General features: G+C 67.3%; 12 protein-coding genes. 6 read left to right on the top strand and 6 right to left on the bottom strand.

Annotated elements, in window-relative coordinates:
• Positions 1–156: 156 nt before the first annotated feature.
• The gene (gene secA / locus NY1_RS29465; RefSeq protein ID WP_067720330.1) at positions 157–2,991 is read right to left on the bottom strand and encodes a preprotein translocase subunit SecA; all 2,835 of its coding nucleotides are present in this window, start codon (positions 2,989–2,991) and stop codon (positions 157–159) included.
• A gap of 381 nt (positions 2,992–3,372) precedes the next feature.
• On the opposite strand from secA, the gene NY1_RS29460 reads away from it, so the two are divergent.
• The 6 genes from NY1_RS29460 (at position 3,373) to bluB (ending at position 10,417) form a co-directional block, all read left to right on the top strand.
• Positions 3,373–4,794 (top strand): WS/DGAT/MGAT family O-acyltransferase, encoded by a 1,422-nt coding sequence (locus NY1_RS29460; RefSeq protein ID WP_174567232.1) that lies wholly within the window; start codon positions 3,373–3,375, stop codon positions 4,792–4,794.
• A 13-nt stretch (positions 4,795–4,807) separates the two neighbouring features.
• Positions 4,808–5,353 (top strand): DUF6912 family protein, encoded by a 546-nt coding sequence (locus NY1_RS29455; RefSeq protein WP_067720417.1) that lies wholly within the window; start codon positions 4,808–4,810, stop codon positions 5,351–5,353.
• Positions 5,354–5,558: 205 nt separating this feature from the next.
• Entirely contained in the window at positions 5,559–6,722 is a 1,164-nt protein-coding gene (locus tag NY1_RS29450) for a ferredoxin reductase (RefSeq protein WP_067720416.1), read from the top strand.
• 153 nt (positions 6,723–6,875) lie between these two features.
• Positions 6,876–8,303, top strand: a complete 1,428-nt coding sequence (locus NY1_RS29445) for a fatty acid desaturase family protein (protein WP_067720415.1) — start codon at positions 6,876–6,878, stop codon at positions 8,301–8,303.
• A 95-nt stretch (positions 8,304–8,398) separates the two neighbouring features.
• Positions 8,399–9,652, top strand: a complete 1,254-nt coding sequence (locus tag NY1_RS29440) for a fatty acid desaturase family protein (protein WP_067720326.1) — start codon at positions 8,399–8,401, stop codon at positions 9,650–9,652.
• A 108-nt stretch (positions 9,653–9,760) separates the two neighbouring features.
• A complete protein-coding gene (gene bluB / locus NY1_RS29435; RefSeq protein ID WP_067720414.1) occupies positions 9,761–10,417 on the top strand; it encodes a 5,6-dimethylbenzimidazole synthase in 657 nt (218 codons plus the stop codon).
• 114 nt (positions 10,418–10,531) lie between these two features.
• On the opposite strand, the gene NY1_RS45185 is transcribed toward bluB, so the two are convergent.
• From NY1_RS45185 to NY1_RS29410, 5 genes are all read right to left on the bottom strand, one after another.
• Positions 10,532–11,071, bottom strand: a complete 540-nt coding sequence (locus NY1_RS45185; RefSeq protein WP_067720324.1) for a hypothetical protein — start codon at positions 11,069–11,071, stop codon at positions 10,532–10,534.
• Between the two features lie 249 nt (positions 11,072–11,320).
• The gene (locus tag NY1_RS29425) at positions 11,321–11,710 is read right to left on the bottom strand and encodes a hypothetical protein (protein WP_067720322.1); all 390 of its coding nucleotides are present in this window, start codon (positions 11,708–11,710) and stop codon (positions 11,321–11,323) included.
• 132 nt (positions 11,711–11,842) lie between these two features.
• Positions 11,843–13,126 (bottom strand): acetyl-CoA C-acyltransferase, encoded by a 1,284-nt coding sequence (locus tag NY1_RS29420; protein WP_267888459.1) that lies wholly within the window; start codon positions 13,124–13,126, stop codon positions 11,843–11,845.
• Positions 13,127–13,235: 109 nt separating this feature from the next.
• The gene (hpf, locus tag NY1_RS29415; protein ID WP_084535569.1) at positions 13,236–13,952 is read right to left on the bottom strand and encodes a ribosome hibernation-promoting factor, HPF/YfiA family; all 717 of its coding nucleotides are present in this window, start codon (positions 13,950–13,952) and stop codon (positions 13,236–13,238) included.
• Positions 13,953–14,136: 184 nt separating this feature from the next.
• Positions 14,137–14,781 (bottom strand): ComF family protein, encoded by a 645-nt coding sequence (locus NY1_RS29410; protein ID WP_067720318.1) that lies wholly within the window; start codon positions 14,779–14,781, stop codon positions 14,137–14,139.
• Positions 14,782–14,794 lie beyond the last annotated feature (13 nt).

Here is a 14,794-nt window from a genome sequence, read left to right as displayed (position 1 = left end):
ACGCCGCGGTATTTCCCCGGATCGAGCTGCCACAGCGGGGTTGGCATCTCGATATCCCGCCACGCACAGCCCATTTCGCGAATTCGCGCCGAAAACGCGAGCGCCCCGGGTGTTCCCACCCGGGGCGCTCGCGTTCAACTCATTTCGTCACCGAATTCAGCGCCGCCGCTTGGACTTCGGCGCCCGGTCCTGCTTGCCCTGCGCGCGCGCCGCTTCCCGGCGCTCCCGCCGGGTGCCGCCGTCACCGTCGCCGTATTCCTCGGCGTCGCTGTGCACGGCCGCGCGCCCGCCCTCGTCCGGTCCGGCCGGACCGGAGTAGGACAGCCCGCGCGGACCCGAGTCGTCGATGCCCTTGGCCCGCAACGCGGCCGGCGCGCCATTGCCCTGCGGCGTGGCCTGCTGGGTGGGCAGCGGGCGGTTCCCGACCGGCGACTGCAGCCCGGGCGCGACCTGCACCCCGGCGGGCTGCGGCGCCTGCACCTCGACCTGGAGGTTGAACAGGAACCCGACCGACTCTTCCTTCAGGCCCTCGAGCATGGCGGAGAACATGTCGAAGCCCTCGCGCTGGTATTCGACCAGCGGGTCGCGCTGCGCCATGGCCCGCAGGCCGATGCCTTCCTTGAGGTAGTCCATCTCGTAGAGGTGCTCGCGCCACTTGCGGTCCAGCACCGACAGCAGGATCTGGCGTTCCAGATTGCGCATGCTGCCCTCGCCGGCCAGCCCGTCGATCTCGGCTTCCCGAGCCTCGTAGGCGCCGTGCGCGTCGTCGAGAACGGCTTCCAGGAGTTCCTCGCGGGACAGGTCGCCCACCTCGCCATCGGCGTTCTCGCCGGTGAGGTCCTTGTAGTCGATGCCGATGGGGTACAGCGTCTTCAGCGCGCCCCACAGCTTGGCCAGATCCCAGTCCTCGACATAGCCCTCGGCGGTGGCGCCATTGACGTAGGCGGTGATCACGTCGGTGATCATCTCCTGCACCTGGCCCTCCATATCCTCGCCTTCGAGGATGCGGGCGCGCTCGGCGTAGATCACCTTGCGCTGCTGGTTCATGACCTCGTCGTACTTCAGAACGTTCTTGCGGATCTCGAAGTTCTGCTGCTCGACCTGGGTCTGCGCGGACTTGATGGCGCGCGAGACCATCTTGGCCTCGATCGGCACATCGTCGGGCAGGTTCAGCCGCGTCATGATCGATTCCAGCGCCGCGCCGTTGAAGCGCCGCATCAGCTCGTCACCCAGCGACAGGTAGAACCGGGATTCGCCCGGGTCGCCCTGCCGGCCGGAACGACCGCGCAGCTGGTTGTCGATGCGCCGCGACTCGTGCCGCTCGGTGCCCAGCACGTAGAGACCGCCGGCCGCCCGCACCGCCTCGGCGTCCTCCTCGGTCTGCTCCTTCACCCGCTCCAGCGCGGTGTGCCACTGGGCCTCGTACTCGACCGGCGTCTCCACCGGGTCCAGGCCCTGCCGGCGCAGCAGCAGGTCGGCGATGATGTCCGGGTTGCCGCCCAGCACGATATCGGTACCGCGACCGGCCATATTGGTGGCGACGGTGACCGCGCCCGGCCGCCCGGCCTCGGCGACGATCTGCGCTTCCTGCTCGTGGAACTTGGCGTTCAGCACCGAGTGCGCGATACCGCGCTTGGTCAGCAGCTTGGACAGGTACTCCGAGCGCTCGACCGAGGTGGTGCCGACCAGCACCGGCTGGCCCTTCTCGTGCCGTTCGGCGATATCGTCGGCGACGGCGGAGTACTTGGCTTCTTCGGTCTTGTAGATGAGGTCGGACTGGTCGACGCGGACCATCGGCTTGTTGGTCGGGATCGGGACCACGCCGAGGTCGTAGGTCTGGTGCAGCTCGGCCGCCTCGGTCTCGGCGGTACCGGTCATACCGGACAGCTTGTCGTAGAGGCGGAAGTAGTTCTGCAGCGTGATGGTCGCCAGGGTCTGGTTCTCCGGCTGGATCTCCACGCCCTCTTTGGCCTCGATGGCCTGGTGCATGCCCTCGTTGTAGCGGCGGCCCACGAGAATACGACCGGTGAACTCGTCGACGATGATCACTTCGCCGTCGCGGACGATGTAGTCCTTGTCGCGGGTGTAGAGCTCCTTGGCCTTCACCGCGTTGTTCAGGTAGCTGACCAGCGGCGAGTTCGCGGCCTCGTACAGGTTGTCGATACCCAGCTGGTCCTCGACGAATTCGACGCCGGCCTCGTGCACGCCGATGGTGCGCTTCTTGATGTCGACCTCGTAGTGCAGGTCCTTCTTCAGCAGCGGCGCGATGCGCGCGAATTCGGCGTACCACTTCGAGGAGGCGTCGGCCGGACCCGAGATGATCAGCGGCGTCCGGGCCTCGTCGATGAGGATGGAGTCGACCTCGTCCACGATGGCGAAGTTGTGCCCGCGCTGCACCAGATCGTCCAGCGAGTGCGTCATATTGTCGCGCAGGTAGTCGAAGCCGAACTCGTTGTTGGTGCCGTAGGTGATGTCGGCGGCGTAGGCCACGCGGCGCTCGGCCGGGGTCATGCCGCCCAGGATCACGCCGACCTCGAGCCCGAGGAAGCGGTGCACGCGGCCCATCCACTCGGCGTCGCGCTTGGCCAGGTAGTCGTTGACGGTGACGACGTGCACGCCTTCGCCGGAGATGGCGTTCAGGTAGGCCGGGAGCACACAGGTCAGGGTCTTGCCCTCACCGGTCTTCATCTCCGACACATTGCCGATGTGCAGCGCCGCGCCACCCATGATCTGCACCTTGTAGTGCTTCTGGTTGAGCACGCGCCAGGACGCCTCGCGAGCGGTGGCGAAGGCCTCGAGCAGCAGTTCGTCGAGGGACTCCCCATCCGCGTAACGCTGCTTGAACTCGTCGGTCTTGGCCTGCAGTTCGGCGTCGGTGAGGGCGGTGAACTCCTCATCCAGGGCGATGACCTCGTCGGCCAGGTTCGCAAGCCGCTTGACGGTGCGACCCTCACCAATCCGTAGCAACCTCGAAAACGTCAGCGCAGGCACGGGTCTTGTAGTCCTCTGGTCGGTGTGTCATTGGCCCCCGCCATGGCGGGAAGGTTCAGCGCGCAGGCACGCAACCACTGCCATGGTAATGCGAGCCCCATCGTAGGCGTTGAAGTGCGAGTGCGGCGGCCGGGGCGCGGGCGGGGTGCCCGGCCGGGCCGGGCCCGGCGGCGGGCGTCGTTCCTTCCGGATGGTATCGATGAGCTGCGGTGATCCGTCAGTGAATCGTTTTGCTGCCGAGGCTGATTCGAGACCCCTGACGTAGGATGTAGTCGGCCCGTCGTGTGGAAGCTTGCGCCCGCACACCTGGACGGGGGCGTCGATGCCTGGCAGGGGACGAATGCGGGCTCGATGCGGAGAACCAAGGGAGTAGCGGGCAGCGTGATCACCAGACTGACGCCGCAGGACGCGTCGTTCTATCGACTGGAATCGAGCAGTAATCCGATGCACATCGGTTCGCTCGCCATTCTGCGCAATCCCGCCCCGGGCGGGAATTCCGGACACGCGCCCCTGGACTACGAACGGCTGCTCACGCTCGTCGAGGCGCGGCTGCCATTGGTGCCGCGGTATCGGAACAAGGTGCGCGAGATCCCGTTCGACCTGGGCCGCCCGGTCTGGGTGGACGACGCGAACTTCGACATCACCTATCACATCCGGCGGTCGGCGCTGCCCGCTCCGGGCACCGACGATCAATTGCTGGACCTGGTCGCGCGGCTGGCGTCGCGGCCGCTGGACAACACCCGCCCGCTCTGGGAGATGTACTTCGTCGAGGGCCTCTCCGGCGGGCGTTGCGCCATCTTCACCAAGACGCATTCGGCGCTGGTGGACGGCGATTCCGCGCTGGAGATCGGGCACGTGATCCTGGACACCTCGGCCGCGCCCCGCGAGGTGGCCGACGACGCCTGGATGCCGCATCGGGAGCCGGCCGACGTGGAACTGCTGATCGGCGCGATCCTGCACCTGGCCACCCAGCCGCGTGAGGCCCTGGACGTGGCGCGGCATCACAGCGCGGAGGCGTTCGCGCTGATCGACGCCACCGGCAAGGCGGTCCGCAAGATGGTGTCGATGCTGCGGGCCGCGGCGCTCGGCGCACCGGACAGCCCGCTGAACATCCGCACCTCGCGCAATCGCCGCTTCGAGGTGGTGCGCACGGATCTGGAGGACTACCGCAAGATCCGCAAACGCTTCGACTGCTCCATCAACGACGTCATCCTGGCGGTGGTCACCGGCGCGCTGCGGAACTGGTTGCTCTCGCGTGGCCAGGTCCTCACCGAGGCCGACGCCCTGCGCGCGATCGTGCCCATGTCGGTGTACGCGGACGGGCCCAACGGGGAGCTGAAACCGGCCGGCGAGGTGACCTCGCTGGTGGTGGATCTGCCTGTGGGCGAGCCGAATCCGGTGATCCGCATGTCGCACATCAAGCACGCCACCGAGGCGCACGTGCGGCATCAGCGCGGGGTGCGGGCGCGCACCCTGGTGCACATGGCCGGATTCGCTCCGGCGAGCCTGCATGCCATGAGCGTGCGGTCTGCGAGTACTTTTGCAGAGCACACGTTCAATCTGGTGATCACCAACGCGCCGGGTCCGCAGCAGCCCATGTACATCGGCGGCGCGCGGATGCTGGAGATGTACCCGGTGTCGCCATTGCTGCGCTTTCAAGCTCTGAGCATCGGGCTCACGTCCTATGACGGGCGAGTCTTCTACGGGCTCAACGCCGATCGCGACGCCATGGCCGATATCGCGGTGCTGACCGCTTCGGTGCACGAGTCGATGGAGGAGATGCTCGGTGCCTGCGTCCAGTGAGTCGTCCGCCAAGCTGCGGGTCTATGTCCCGGCCACCGTCCCGATGCTGCGGGAGCTGGTCGCGGACCGGGAGATCCAGGCGATCGGGAACACCGCGTTCGCGGTGACGCCGGCGCTGCGCGAGGCGTACGCCTCCGGAGACGACGAGGAACTCGCCGAGGTCGCGATGGCCGAAGCCGCGCGGGCCTCGCTGCGGCTGCTGGCCGAGGAGCAGGCCTCGGCGGATCTGGGCGGCGAGGACGCCGGGGACGCGGCGGCTCCCGCGCAGGGGCCGATCTTCCGGCGCGCGGTCATCGCCGCCGATGTCACCGGCGCGACCCTGCGCCCGGATCTCGACGACGCGGTGGTGAAGCTGGCCGGGCCGATCGCCTACGACCGCATCGCCTCGGTGCACGTCGATCTGGCCGAGGCCGAGTCCGAGGTGTCCAAGGCGGTCGAGATCATCGACGCCGCCGATCTGGGCGATCCGGACGCGGAATTCGTGCTGGGCGACGCCGAGGACCATCAGCTGGCCTGGTACGCCACCCAGGAACTCCCGTTCCTGCTGGACCTGCTCTGAAAGAGCGGTATGCGGGCCTCGGGGGCAAGCCCCCGAACCCCCTCCGGAGTCCGAGGGGCCCTCTGACGAAGGTCTTTCCTGTCCGGTCGCAGCGCCGTAACCTACGGTAACGTAACCTTGCTGTGACCACCGGCGGCGACGACGCCCGCGGATGGTTCAGGTCGCGCTCACCAGCGCACACGACGACAGGAAAGCATTCCAGAACATGGCATCGAAAAGTGGGGGCTTCTCCGTGCGAGGGCTGCGGGAATGGCTCGAGGCCCCGGTGGCCGACGGCGGTTCGACCGCGGGCCGCACACCGCTGGACACGCTGCGCGGCGCCGCGGCGCGGATCACCACTCCGCTGTTGCCGGACGACTATCTGCATCTGGTGAACCCGCTGTGGTCGGCGCGCGAGCTGCGCGGCCGGATCGTGGAGGTGCGCAAGGAGACCGCCGACTCGGCCACCCTGGTGATCAAGCCGGGCTGGGGCTTCGACTTCAAGTTCGAGCCGGGCCAGTACATCGGCATCGGCGTGCTGGTGGACGGCCGCTGGCACTGGCGCTCGTATTCGCTGACCTGCCCGCCGGATTGGACCGATCCCGGGCACAAGGGCAAGCGGCTCATCTCCATCGCGGTGAAGGCGATGCCGGAGGGTTTCCTGTCCAGCCACCTGGTCAGCGGGGTGCCGGTGGGCGCCATCGTGCGCCTGGCCGCGCCGGCCGGCGGGTTCGTGCTGCCGGAGCCACCGCCGGCCAAGGTGCTGTTCCTGACCGCGGGTTCGGGCATCACGCCCGTGATGGCCATGCTGCGCACCATGGATCGCCGCGACGGCGTCCCGGATGTCATGCACGTGCACTCCGCGCGCACCCCGGACGATGTCATGTTCGGCGACGAACTGCGCGAAATGCACGACAAGCACCCGAGTTTCACCGCCCACCTGCACCTCACCGGCGAGAACGGCAAGTTCGCGCTGAGCTATCTGGACGAACTGGTGCCGGATTGGCGCGAGCGCGAGACCTGGGCCTGCGGTCCGCTGGGCATGCTCGACGAGATCGAGAAGCATTGGGCGGCAGCGGGTATCGAGAACAAGCTGCACGTGGAGCGGTTCGAGATCGAACGCCAGGCGCAGGGCGAGGGCGGCAAGGTCACCTTCGCCAAGACCGGCCGCACCGTCGAGGTGGACGGCGCGACCACGCTGTTGCAGGCCGGTGAGGGCGCGGGCGTGCAGATGCCGTTCGGCTGCCGGATGGGCATCTGCCAGACCTGCGTGGTGACCATCACCGACGGTCACGTACGCGATCTGCGCAACGGAAACGAGAAGCGGGCGGGCGAAAAGGTGCAAACCTGCATTTCGGCCGCGGCGGGCGACTGCACCCTCGAGGTGTGACGCGCGGACCGGCTGCGGCCGAAGGGCCCGGGAACGGCTACCCTCGATAGCAGTCGAGCCTGACGCGGCTCCGTTCGTGCCTCCGCTGGAGGCGCCGGAGCCGCGGACCCGCGCAGCGGTGCGAGGCGGATAAACCCACGGAAGGATTTGCCGGTGGCCATCACCGACATCAAAGCGTTCAGCCATCTCTCGGCGTCGGACATCGAGGCTCTCGGCCATGAACTCGATGCCATTCGCCGCGACGTGGAACTGTCGCTCGGTGCGCGCGATGCCAAGTACATCCGCCGCACCATTGCCGCGCAACGGATTATCGAAGCGGCGGGCCGCGCGACCCTGTTCGCGTCCAAGAAGCGCTGGGCCTGGCTCACCGGCACCGCGCTGCTCTCGGTCGCCAAGATCATCGAGAACATGGAGCTCGGGCACAACATCAGCCACGGGCAATGGGATTGGATGAACGATCCCGAAATCCACTCCACCACCTGGGAGTGGGATCAGACCGGCACTTCCGAGCAGTGGAAGGCCGCCCACAACTACTCGCATCACATGTACACCAACATCCTCGACATGGACGAGGATCTGGGTTTCGGCATTCTGCGCATGACCCGCGACGAGGAATGGCGGCCCATCAATCTGGCGCAGCCGTTCGCGAATCTGATCCTGGCGGCGCTGTTCGAGTGGGGCATCGCGCTGCACGACCTGTCGGCACAGAAGCAGCAGCTGGGCATCGACCCCAAGCAGATCTTCTCCGAGCCGAACAAGGCGTTCTGGCGTAAAGCGGGCAAGCAGGTCGCCAAGGATTTCGTCATCTATCCGGCGCTCACCGGTCCGGCCTGGAAGTCCACGCTGAAGGCCAATGCCACCGCCAACCTGGTCCGCAATCTGTGGGCCTACGCGGTCATCTTCTGCGGGCATTTCCCGGACGGCGCGGAGAAGTTCACGGTCGATCAGTTCGAGAACGAGACGCAGGGCGAGTGGTACCTGCGCCAGATGCTGGGCAGCGCGAATTTCAATTCCGGCCCGGCCATGGCGTTCATGAGCGGCAATCTCAGCTACCAGATCGAACACCACATGTTCCCGGACCTGCCGTCGAACCGGTATGCCGAGGTCTCGGTGAAGGTGCGCGAACTGTGCGAGAAGTACGACCTGCCGTACACCACCGGTTCGCTGCTCAAGCAATACCTGTTGGCGTTCCGCACCATTCACAAGCTGGCGCTGCCGGACAGCTGGCTCAAGGCGACTTCGGACAATGCGCCGGAAACATCCTCCGAACGCAAGTTCGCGGGCGTCACCTTGCCTTCGCTGCCCTCGCTGAACAGTGAATGGCTGGCCGAACATCAGCCGCAGTGGAGCGTGGATCCGGTGACCGGGCAGCGGCGCGGGCTGCGCTCGGCCATGCAGGAGGCCAAGATCGTGCTCAAGGAGAAGGCCCTGCACGAGCAGCAGGTATTGCGCGAGGCCAAGATCGCTCTGCAGGAAAAGGCAAGGGCGGAAAAGGAACTGCTGCGTTCGAAGGCGGAGCCGCTGCGCACCGAAGCCAAGCGGCGCTGGTCGCTCTCGGGTAAGCTGCGCCGCAACCGCTAGCAGATACAGATTTCGAACGCAATGCGGCGTTCGACACGCTACGGATTCAAACGTCCGTAACCTACGGAGCCGTAACCTACGGTACTGTAAGTTGCATGGCGATCTCGGATGTCAAGGAATACGCACACCTCACCCCGGAAGATGTCGAAGCTATCGGCGCGGAACTCGATTCGATTCGCCGTGAGGTGGAATCCATTCGGGGTGAAAAGGACGCGGCCTACATCCGCAAGGTGATCCGTATCCAGCGCGGCCTCGAAATCGGCGGCCGCGCGGTGCTTTTCGCGAGCCTGTTCCCGCCGGCCTGGCTGGCCGGCACCGCCATGCTCGGCGCCGCCAAGATCATCGAGAATATGGAGATCGGGCACAACGTCATGCACGGCCAGTGGGACTGGATGAACGATCCGGAAATCCACTCCACCAAATGGGAATGGGACAACGCCGGTCCCTCCGAGCACTGGAAGATCACCCACAACTTCCTGCACCACAAGTACACCAATGTGCTGGGCATGGACGACGATATCGGCTACGGCCTGCTGCGCGTCACCCGCGATCAGCGCTGGAGCCCGTTCTACCTGGGCCAGCCGGTGTACAACCTGCTGCTGCAGATGTTCTTCGAATACGGCGTCGCCATCCAGCATCTGGAGCTCGGCAAGGTCGCCAAGAAGAAGTGGGCGCCCGGCACCCCCGAACGCATCCAGTTCGAGGAGGACCGCAATCTGGTGCTCAAGAAGATCGGCAAGCAGGCCGCCAAGGACTACCTGATCTTCCCGCTGCTCACCGGTCCCGCCTTCTTCGGCACCCTGACCGCCAACCTGACCGCCAATGTCATCCGCAATGTGTGGACCAACGCGGTCATCTTCTGCGGCCATTTCCCCGACGGCGCCGAGAAATTCACCAAGGCCGATATCGACGGCGAGACCCAGGGCGAGTGGTACCTGCGCCAGATGCTGGGCTCGGCCAATATCTCCGGCGGCCCGCTGCTGCACTTCATGACCGGCAACCTCTCGCACCAGATCGAGCACCACCTGTTCCCCGATCTGCCGTCGAATCACTTGGCGTCCATCGCCGTTCGCGTGCGCGCGCTCTGCGATAAGTACGATCTGCCGTACACCACCGGTTCGCTGCCGGTGCAGTACGCCAAGTCCTGGCGCACCATCATGAAGCTGTCGCTGCCGAACAAGTACCTCTCGCGCAGCACCGACGACGCCCCGGAAACCAAGTCCGAGAAGGTGTTCGGCGGCGCCCCGACCATCGATGCCATGACCGGCCGCCGCCGCGGGCTGCGCACCGCGCTGAAGGAAGGCCGTCGCCGCCTGTCCCGCCGTCAGGACCACGCGCTGGCGGGCTGAATTTCGGCCCGCGAGCAACACTGATCGCCGTTCATTACCGAGCGCGCCCCCGCCGATCCGGCGGGGGCGCGCTCTGGTTCACTGGGGGGCGTGCGTTCCGAAGGTCCTATTTCCGAATCCGAATGTCTGAGCGTCTACGACGCGATCCGATTGCGGCGCGATGTGCGCGCCGAATTCACCGGTGAAGTCGTGGACGACAGCACACTGCTGCGGATTCTGGAGGCGGCGCACCGGGCGCCGAGCGTCGGCAATTCCATGCCGTGGGATTTCGTCATGGTCCGCAATCCGGACACACTGGGCAGGTTCGCCGATCATGTCGCGGAGAAGCGCCGCGAATTCCAGGAATCCCTGCCGGACGATCGGGCCGAGACCTTCAACCCGATCAAGATCGAGGGAATTGTCGAGTCCGGCACCGGCATCGTGGTGACGCACTCCCAATCGCGCGGCGGCACCCATGTGCTCGGCCGCGCCACGGTCCCCGAAACCGGCATCTACTCGACCATCCTGGCCATCCAGAACCTCTGGCTGGCGGCCACCGCCGAAGGCGTCGGCGTCGGCTGGGTCAGCTTCTACGACACCCCGTTCCTCACCGAACTCCTCGACCTCCCCGCCGATGTGCGGCCGGTGGCCTGGCTCTGCGTGGGCCCGGTCCGCGAATTCCAGACCGTCCCCGACCTCGAGCGCTTCGGCTGGCGCAACCGCCGCCCCCTCGACGCCGCGATCCACTGGGAACGCTTCGGCTCCCCGGAACTCGCCCCCGAATAGCCGAAACCCCGGCCCGCGCAAGCGGATCGGGGCCGGACCACTTACGAATTCAGTGCTGCGGCGCGGTCGCGTAACCGACACCCGCGCCGATGGCGGCGCCCGCACCCGCGCCGATCAGCGCACCACCGGCAGCGCCGACCGCGACCGGAATGGCCTCGCCCGCAGCGAATCCCAGCGCGCCGCCGACCACGGTGCCGACGCCGAGACCGGCGGCCTCACCGGCGGCAGCGCCCCGACCGCACCGGGCACCGCGCCGACTCCGGCGCCGGCGGCAGCACCCGCGGCCGCTCCGGCCGCACCGCCGGTGGCCGGGCCGACCACGCTGCCGATGCCATCGCCGATGGCCGCGCCGACCACCGCGCCGGTGATGCCCAGCGGCAGTCCGACGACGCCACCTGCGACACCGCCCGCCACACCGCCGGCGACCGCACCGATCCCGGCCCCGGCGGCGGCGCTCTGGCCCATGCGATTCAGGGTGTCGACCGGGATTCCGGTGGTGGGGTCCCGGGGCACGTCGGCCGCCGGGGCCGCGACGGCGGCGGGGGCCGGATCGGAAGTGACTGCCGCGGAGGCGGATCCGGCGCCGACGAGGGCGACGGCCGCTGCGACGGGGAGCGCGATCATGGTGGTGTAGGCGATCTTACGAACGAACATGGCTTGACCAGCTTCTTTGTCGATTCGATTGAGCTAGTTCGAAGCTAATCCGATATGGTCGATTGACCAAGTAGGTGGGATTCGGTCAAGGCCGTGACCCAGCAGACAAAATGAGCGCACTCACTCGGAGAATCCCCCGGTCGACGGCGGTGCGCCCCTCCCGAAATGCTTCCTCGGTCACATGTGACGCAGGAGTCGGTACGGCCCGATCATGTCGGGCGATCCATATCCGGGCGGCGCGATCCGTCGTCAGTAACGGTGCCCGACGACCCGCACGTCGTCGAGGGTGACCTCCGGGTCTCCCGATCCGGCGCGACCGGTGATGGTGATGGTCCCGGCGAACTCGTCACCCGTGCTGACCTCGCGCATCTTCGGGCCGACCAGTTCGGCGCGGGCGCCGTTCAGGGTGTAGAACTCGGTCGGGCCGCCGGTGATGAACGCCAAGGTCCAAGTGGCGGCGTCGGAATAGACCAGGCCGTGTACCTGGTAGCGCTCGCCGGCGTGTGCGCGGTAGTCCTGCAGTACCGCCTTCATCTGATCCTGCGGCGCCGAATCCGCTGCCGCCGCACCGGCTCCCGCGAATCCGCATATGGTCGTGGCCACGGCGATCGCCGCGGCGACGGCGCTCCTGCCCGCCATCTCGCACCAACTCCCTCATCGGTTGATGCTCTTGGAATAACTCCGGCCCACCCGGTCGAAACCGAATGGGCCGAAATTTTCCCGATCGAGACAGCCGCGACCGGCCGCCGCGGCGCAATTCGGCCGGATGGATCAGACCCGTTCCAGCACCGCCGACGCGCCGATGCCACCGGCCGCGCAGATGCCGAGCAGCGCGGTGGACTTGCCGGTGCGGGCGAGTTCGTTGGCCATGGTGGTGACCATGCGCGCACCGGTCGCGCCGAACGGATGGCCGAGCGAGACCGAACCGCCGTGCACGTTCAAGATTTCCGGGTCGATCTCGCCGACGGCGGTATCGCGGTCGAGGCGGGTCTTGGCCCAGTCGGCGCTGGCCAGGGCCGACACGACCGAGAGCGTCTGCGCCGCGAAGGCCTCGTGGATATCCACGAAATCGATGTCGGCCAACGACATTCCGGCCTTGTCGAGCGCGCGCGGCATGGAGATGGCGGGGCCGATGAGCACCTGGTCGCGCGGGTCGACGCTGACGAAGCTCCAGGAGCGGAAGGCCGCGAGGGGTTCGTAACCGAGCGCGCGCGCCTTCTCCTCGCTCATCAGCAGCACGGCCGACGCGCCGTCGGTGAGCGGGCTGGCATTGCCGGCGGTGACGGTGCCCGGTTCGGCGAAAACCGGTGGCAGCTTGGCCAATTTCGCCATGCTGGTGTCCTTGCGGACCAGGCCGTCGCGGCTGACGCGGGTGCCGTCGGGGGTGGTGACGGTCAGGACTTCGGAGTCGAAGCGCCCGGATTCGATGGCCGCCGCGGCGCGGTGGTGCGAGATGACCGCGAACCGGTCCTGGGCGGCGCGGCCGATATTGTGAATGCGCGCCATCTTCTCGGCGGACTCCCCCATCACCTCGCCGGTGGTGCGCTCGGCGATCTTCGGGCGCTTGGGCAGCAGATCGAAGAACGGCGCGAGCTGGGTCGCGGCCGTGAGGTAATCCTTCGGCTTGGGCTTGCCCAGGGCCAGGGGCGCGGCGGCGTGAATGATCTTCTGCGGCAGCTTCACCTCCGCATTGGAGACCGAATCACTGCCGCCGGCGATCATCACGTCGTATTCGCCGCGCTCGATGGCGGCCGCCGCCGACACCACCGCCTGCAGCCCGGACGCGCAGGCGCGGGTCACGGTGTACCCCTCGCAGCCGGGATCCAGGCCGAGGTCGAGCGCGATCTCGCGGGCGATGTTCGGCGCGGCGGCCGGCAGGATCACCCCGCCCCACACGATGGATTGCACGGCCGCGCCCGGCAGTCCGGTGCGTTCGAGCAGCCCCCGCACGGCCGCATCGGCCAGGTCGATGGAGTCCATCCGGGTGTAGTCGGTGAAGGCGCGCACGAAGGGGGTGCGCGCTCCGGCGACGATGACGGCACGATTCTTACTCACCAGTCATGTGTAACTGATACAGGATGTAACAGCAAGTGTGACGGGCGACAGAGTCAGACGACCGGGGCTCTGAAAAAGCCCCGGTCGGAAATGGGTTCAGCGCGTTCTACTACGCGAGCCGGATGAGGCCGTAGTCGAAGGCGTGGCGACGATAGACGACCGACGGTCGGTCGGTCTCCTTGTCCATGAACATGAAGAAATCGTGGCCGACCAGCTCCATCTGGTAGAGAGCGTCGTCGACCGTCATGGGGATCGCCGGGTGCGTCTTGGTGCGCACCACATGGCCGGGACCGGCTTCGTCCTGTTCCTCGGCCCCGTGGTCGTGCCCGGAGGCTCCGTTCGAGGCGGCGGCGAACAGGGAGTCGTCGATGAGTCCGGCCGTCGCTTCGGCGACCGAGATCGGCGTCTTGTCGCCGTGATGCACGCGGCGGCGGTCCTTGAGGCGACGCAACCGGCCTTCCAGGCGTTCCACCGCGAGTTCGAGCGCGGCGTAGAAACTGTCCGCACAGGCTTCGGCACGGACAACGGGGCCCTTACCGCGTGCGGTGATCTCTATCCGCTGGCAGTTCTTGCGCTGACGACGGTTGCGTTCGTGGGTGAGTTCCACGTCGAAGAGATAGATGGTGGGGTCGAAGCGCTCCAAGCGAGAGAGCTTGTCCGCCACATGGATTCGGAAATGATCGGGCACTCCACCCTCACCGAGGGTTCGTCCCTTGACCACGACATCGGCACTGGTTGCCCGACCGGATTGCTCGTCGGGAATGAATTCGTCATCCAGCAGCGCGGTGTCTGCGTTCTTCGCTGAAGGTCGTGAAGTAGTCGTCACGCGTACCTCCCGGATCTGGCCGCACAAGCCGCTCGTGCGGCGGGATTGAAACGTGTGCCGATCGACTGACTCGCTCGGCACATATGGTCCGAGGCGCCACCTCCAAACTTGCGGTTCGGGTGTCTGATCGCGACGGTAGTACGTCAGCGACCTGTCCGCCAGTGTTCACGCAAATATCGAATAATCAAGCGGAACACGTAACCAGCACGGCACGCACCGGAACTCCGGCGGTAACCAGCGCGCGGGTGGATTCGGACACCGTCGTACCGGTGGTCAGCACGTCATCGACCAGGACTACCTCGGCATTTGCCGGAAAACCGGCGGAATCCGGCCGGGTGGGAGCTACGATGATCCGCCCGCGCAGATTGTGCTGGCGATCGCTCTCGCCGAGCCCCGCCGAGTCCCGCACACCGGCCCCGGAACCCAACATGCGTACCAATCGGCAATCCGGCAGCCAACTCGCGGCGACGGCCGCCGCGCGCACCACCGGGTCACCGCCGCGCCGGCGCGCGGCCGCCGCCCGGCTGGGCGCGGGGACCAGAATCAGCGGTCGCGCGGCGTCCCGCAAATAATCCAGCCCCCTGGCCAGCGCCGCACCCAACGGGGCCGCCAGGTCCGTGCGGCGATGCTCCTTGGCGGCCAGCACGGCGCGCCGCGGCGCACCCCGGTAGGGCGCCAGCGCCCAGCACGGCACCCCGGGATCGGCGCGCGGGCGGACGCGCACGGGCGGGCCGGACAGGGCGGCGGAACACCCTGCGCACCACGCGGTTCCGGACCGCCCGCAACCCCCGCAGGCGCGCGGCAGGATCAGCTCCAGCAGCTCCCCCATGCCCTCCAGTGTG

Origin of the sequence: Nocardia yamanashiensis NBRC 100130 (assembly GCF_001613325.1) — a bacterium.
GTDB classification, from domain to species: domain Bacteria; phylum Actinomycetota; class Actinomycetes; order Mycobacteriales; family Mycobacteriaceae; genus Nocardia; species Nocardia yamanashiensis.
Note: the sequence above shows the minus strand (reverse complement) of the source record. Positions and strands in the feature narration are given on the sequence as shown.

Coding starts and splice junctions, on each gene's coding strand:
- NY1_RS29440 (WP_067720326.1), top strand. CDS start 8,399: ATGGCGATCTCGGATGTCAAGGAATACGCACACCTCACCCCGGAAGAT.
- NY1_RS29425 (WP_067720322.1), bottom strand. CDS start 11,710: ATGGCGGGCAGGAGCGCCGTCGCCGCGGCGATCGCCGTGGCCACGACC.
- NY1_RS45185 (WP_067720324.1), bottom strand. CDS start 11,071: ATGTTCGTTCGTAAGATCGCCTACACCACCATGATCGCGCTCCCCGTC.
- NY1_RS29410 (WP_067720318.1), bottom strand. CDS start 14,781: ATGGGGGAGCTGCTGGAGCTGATCCTGCCGCGCGCCTGCGGGGGTTGC.
- NY1_RS29450 (WP_067720416.1), top strand. CDS start 5,559: ATGGCATCGAAAAGTGGGGGCTTCTCCGTGCGAGGGCTGCGGGAATGG.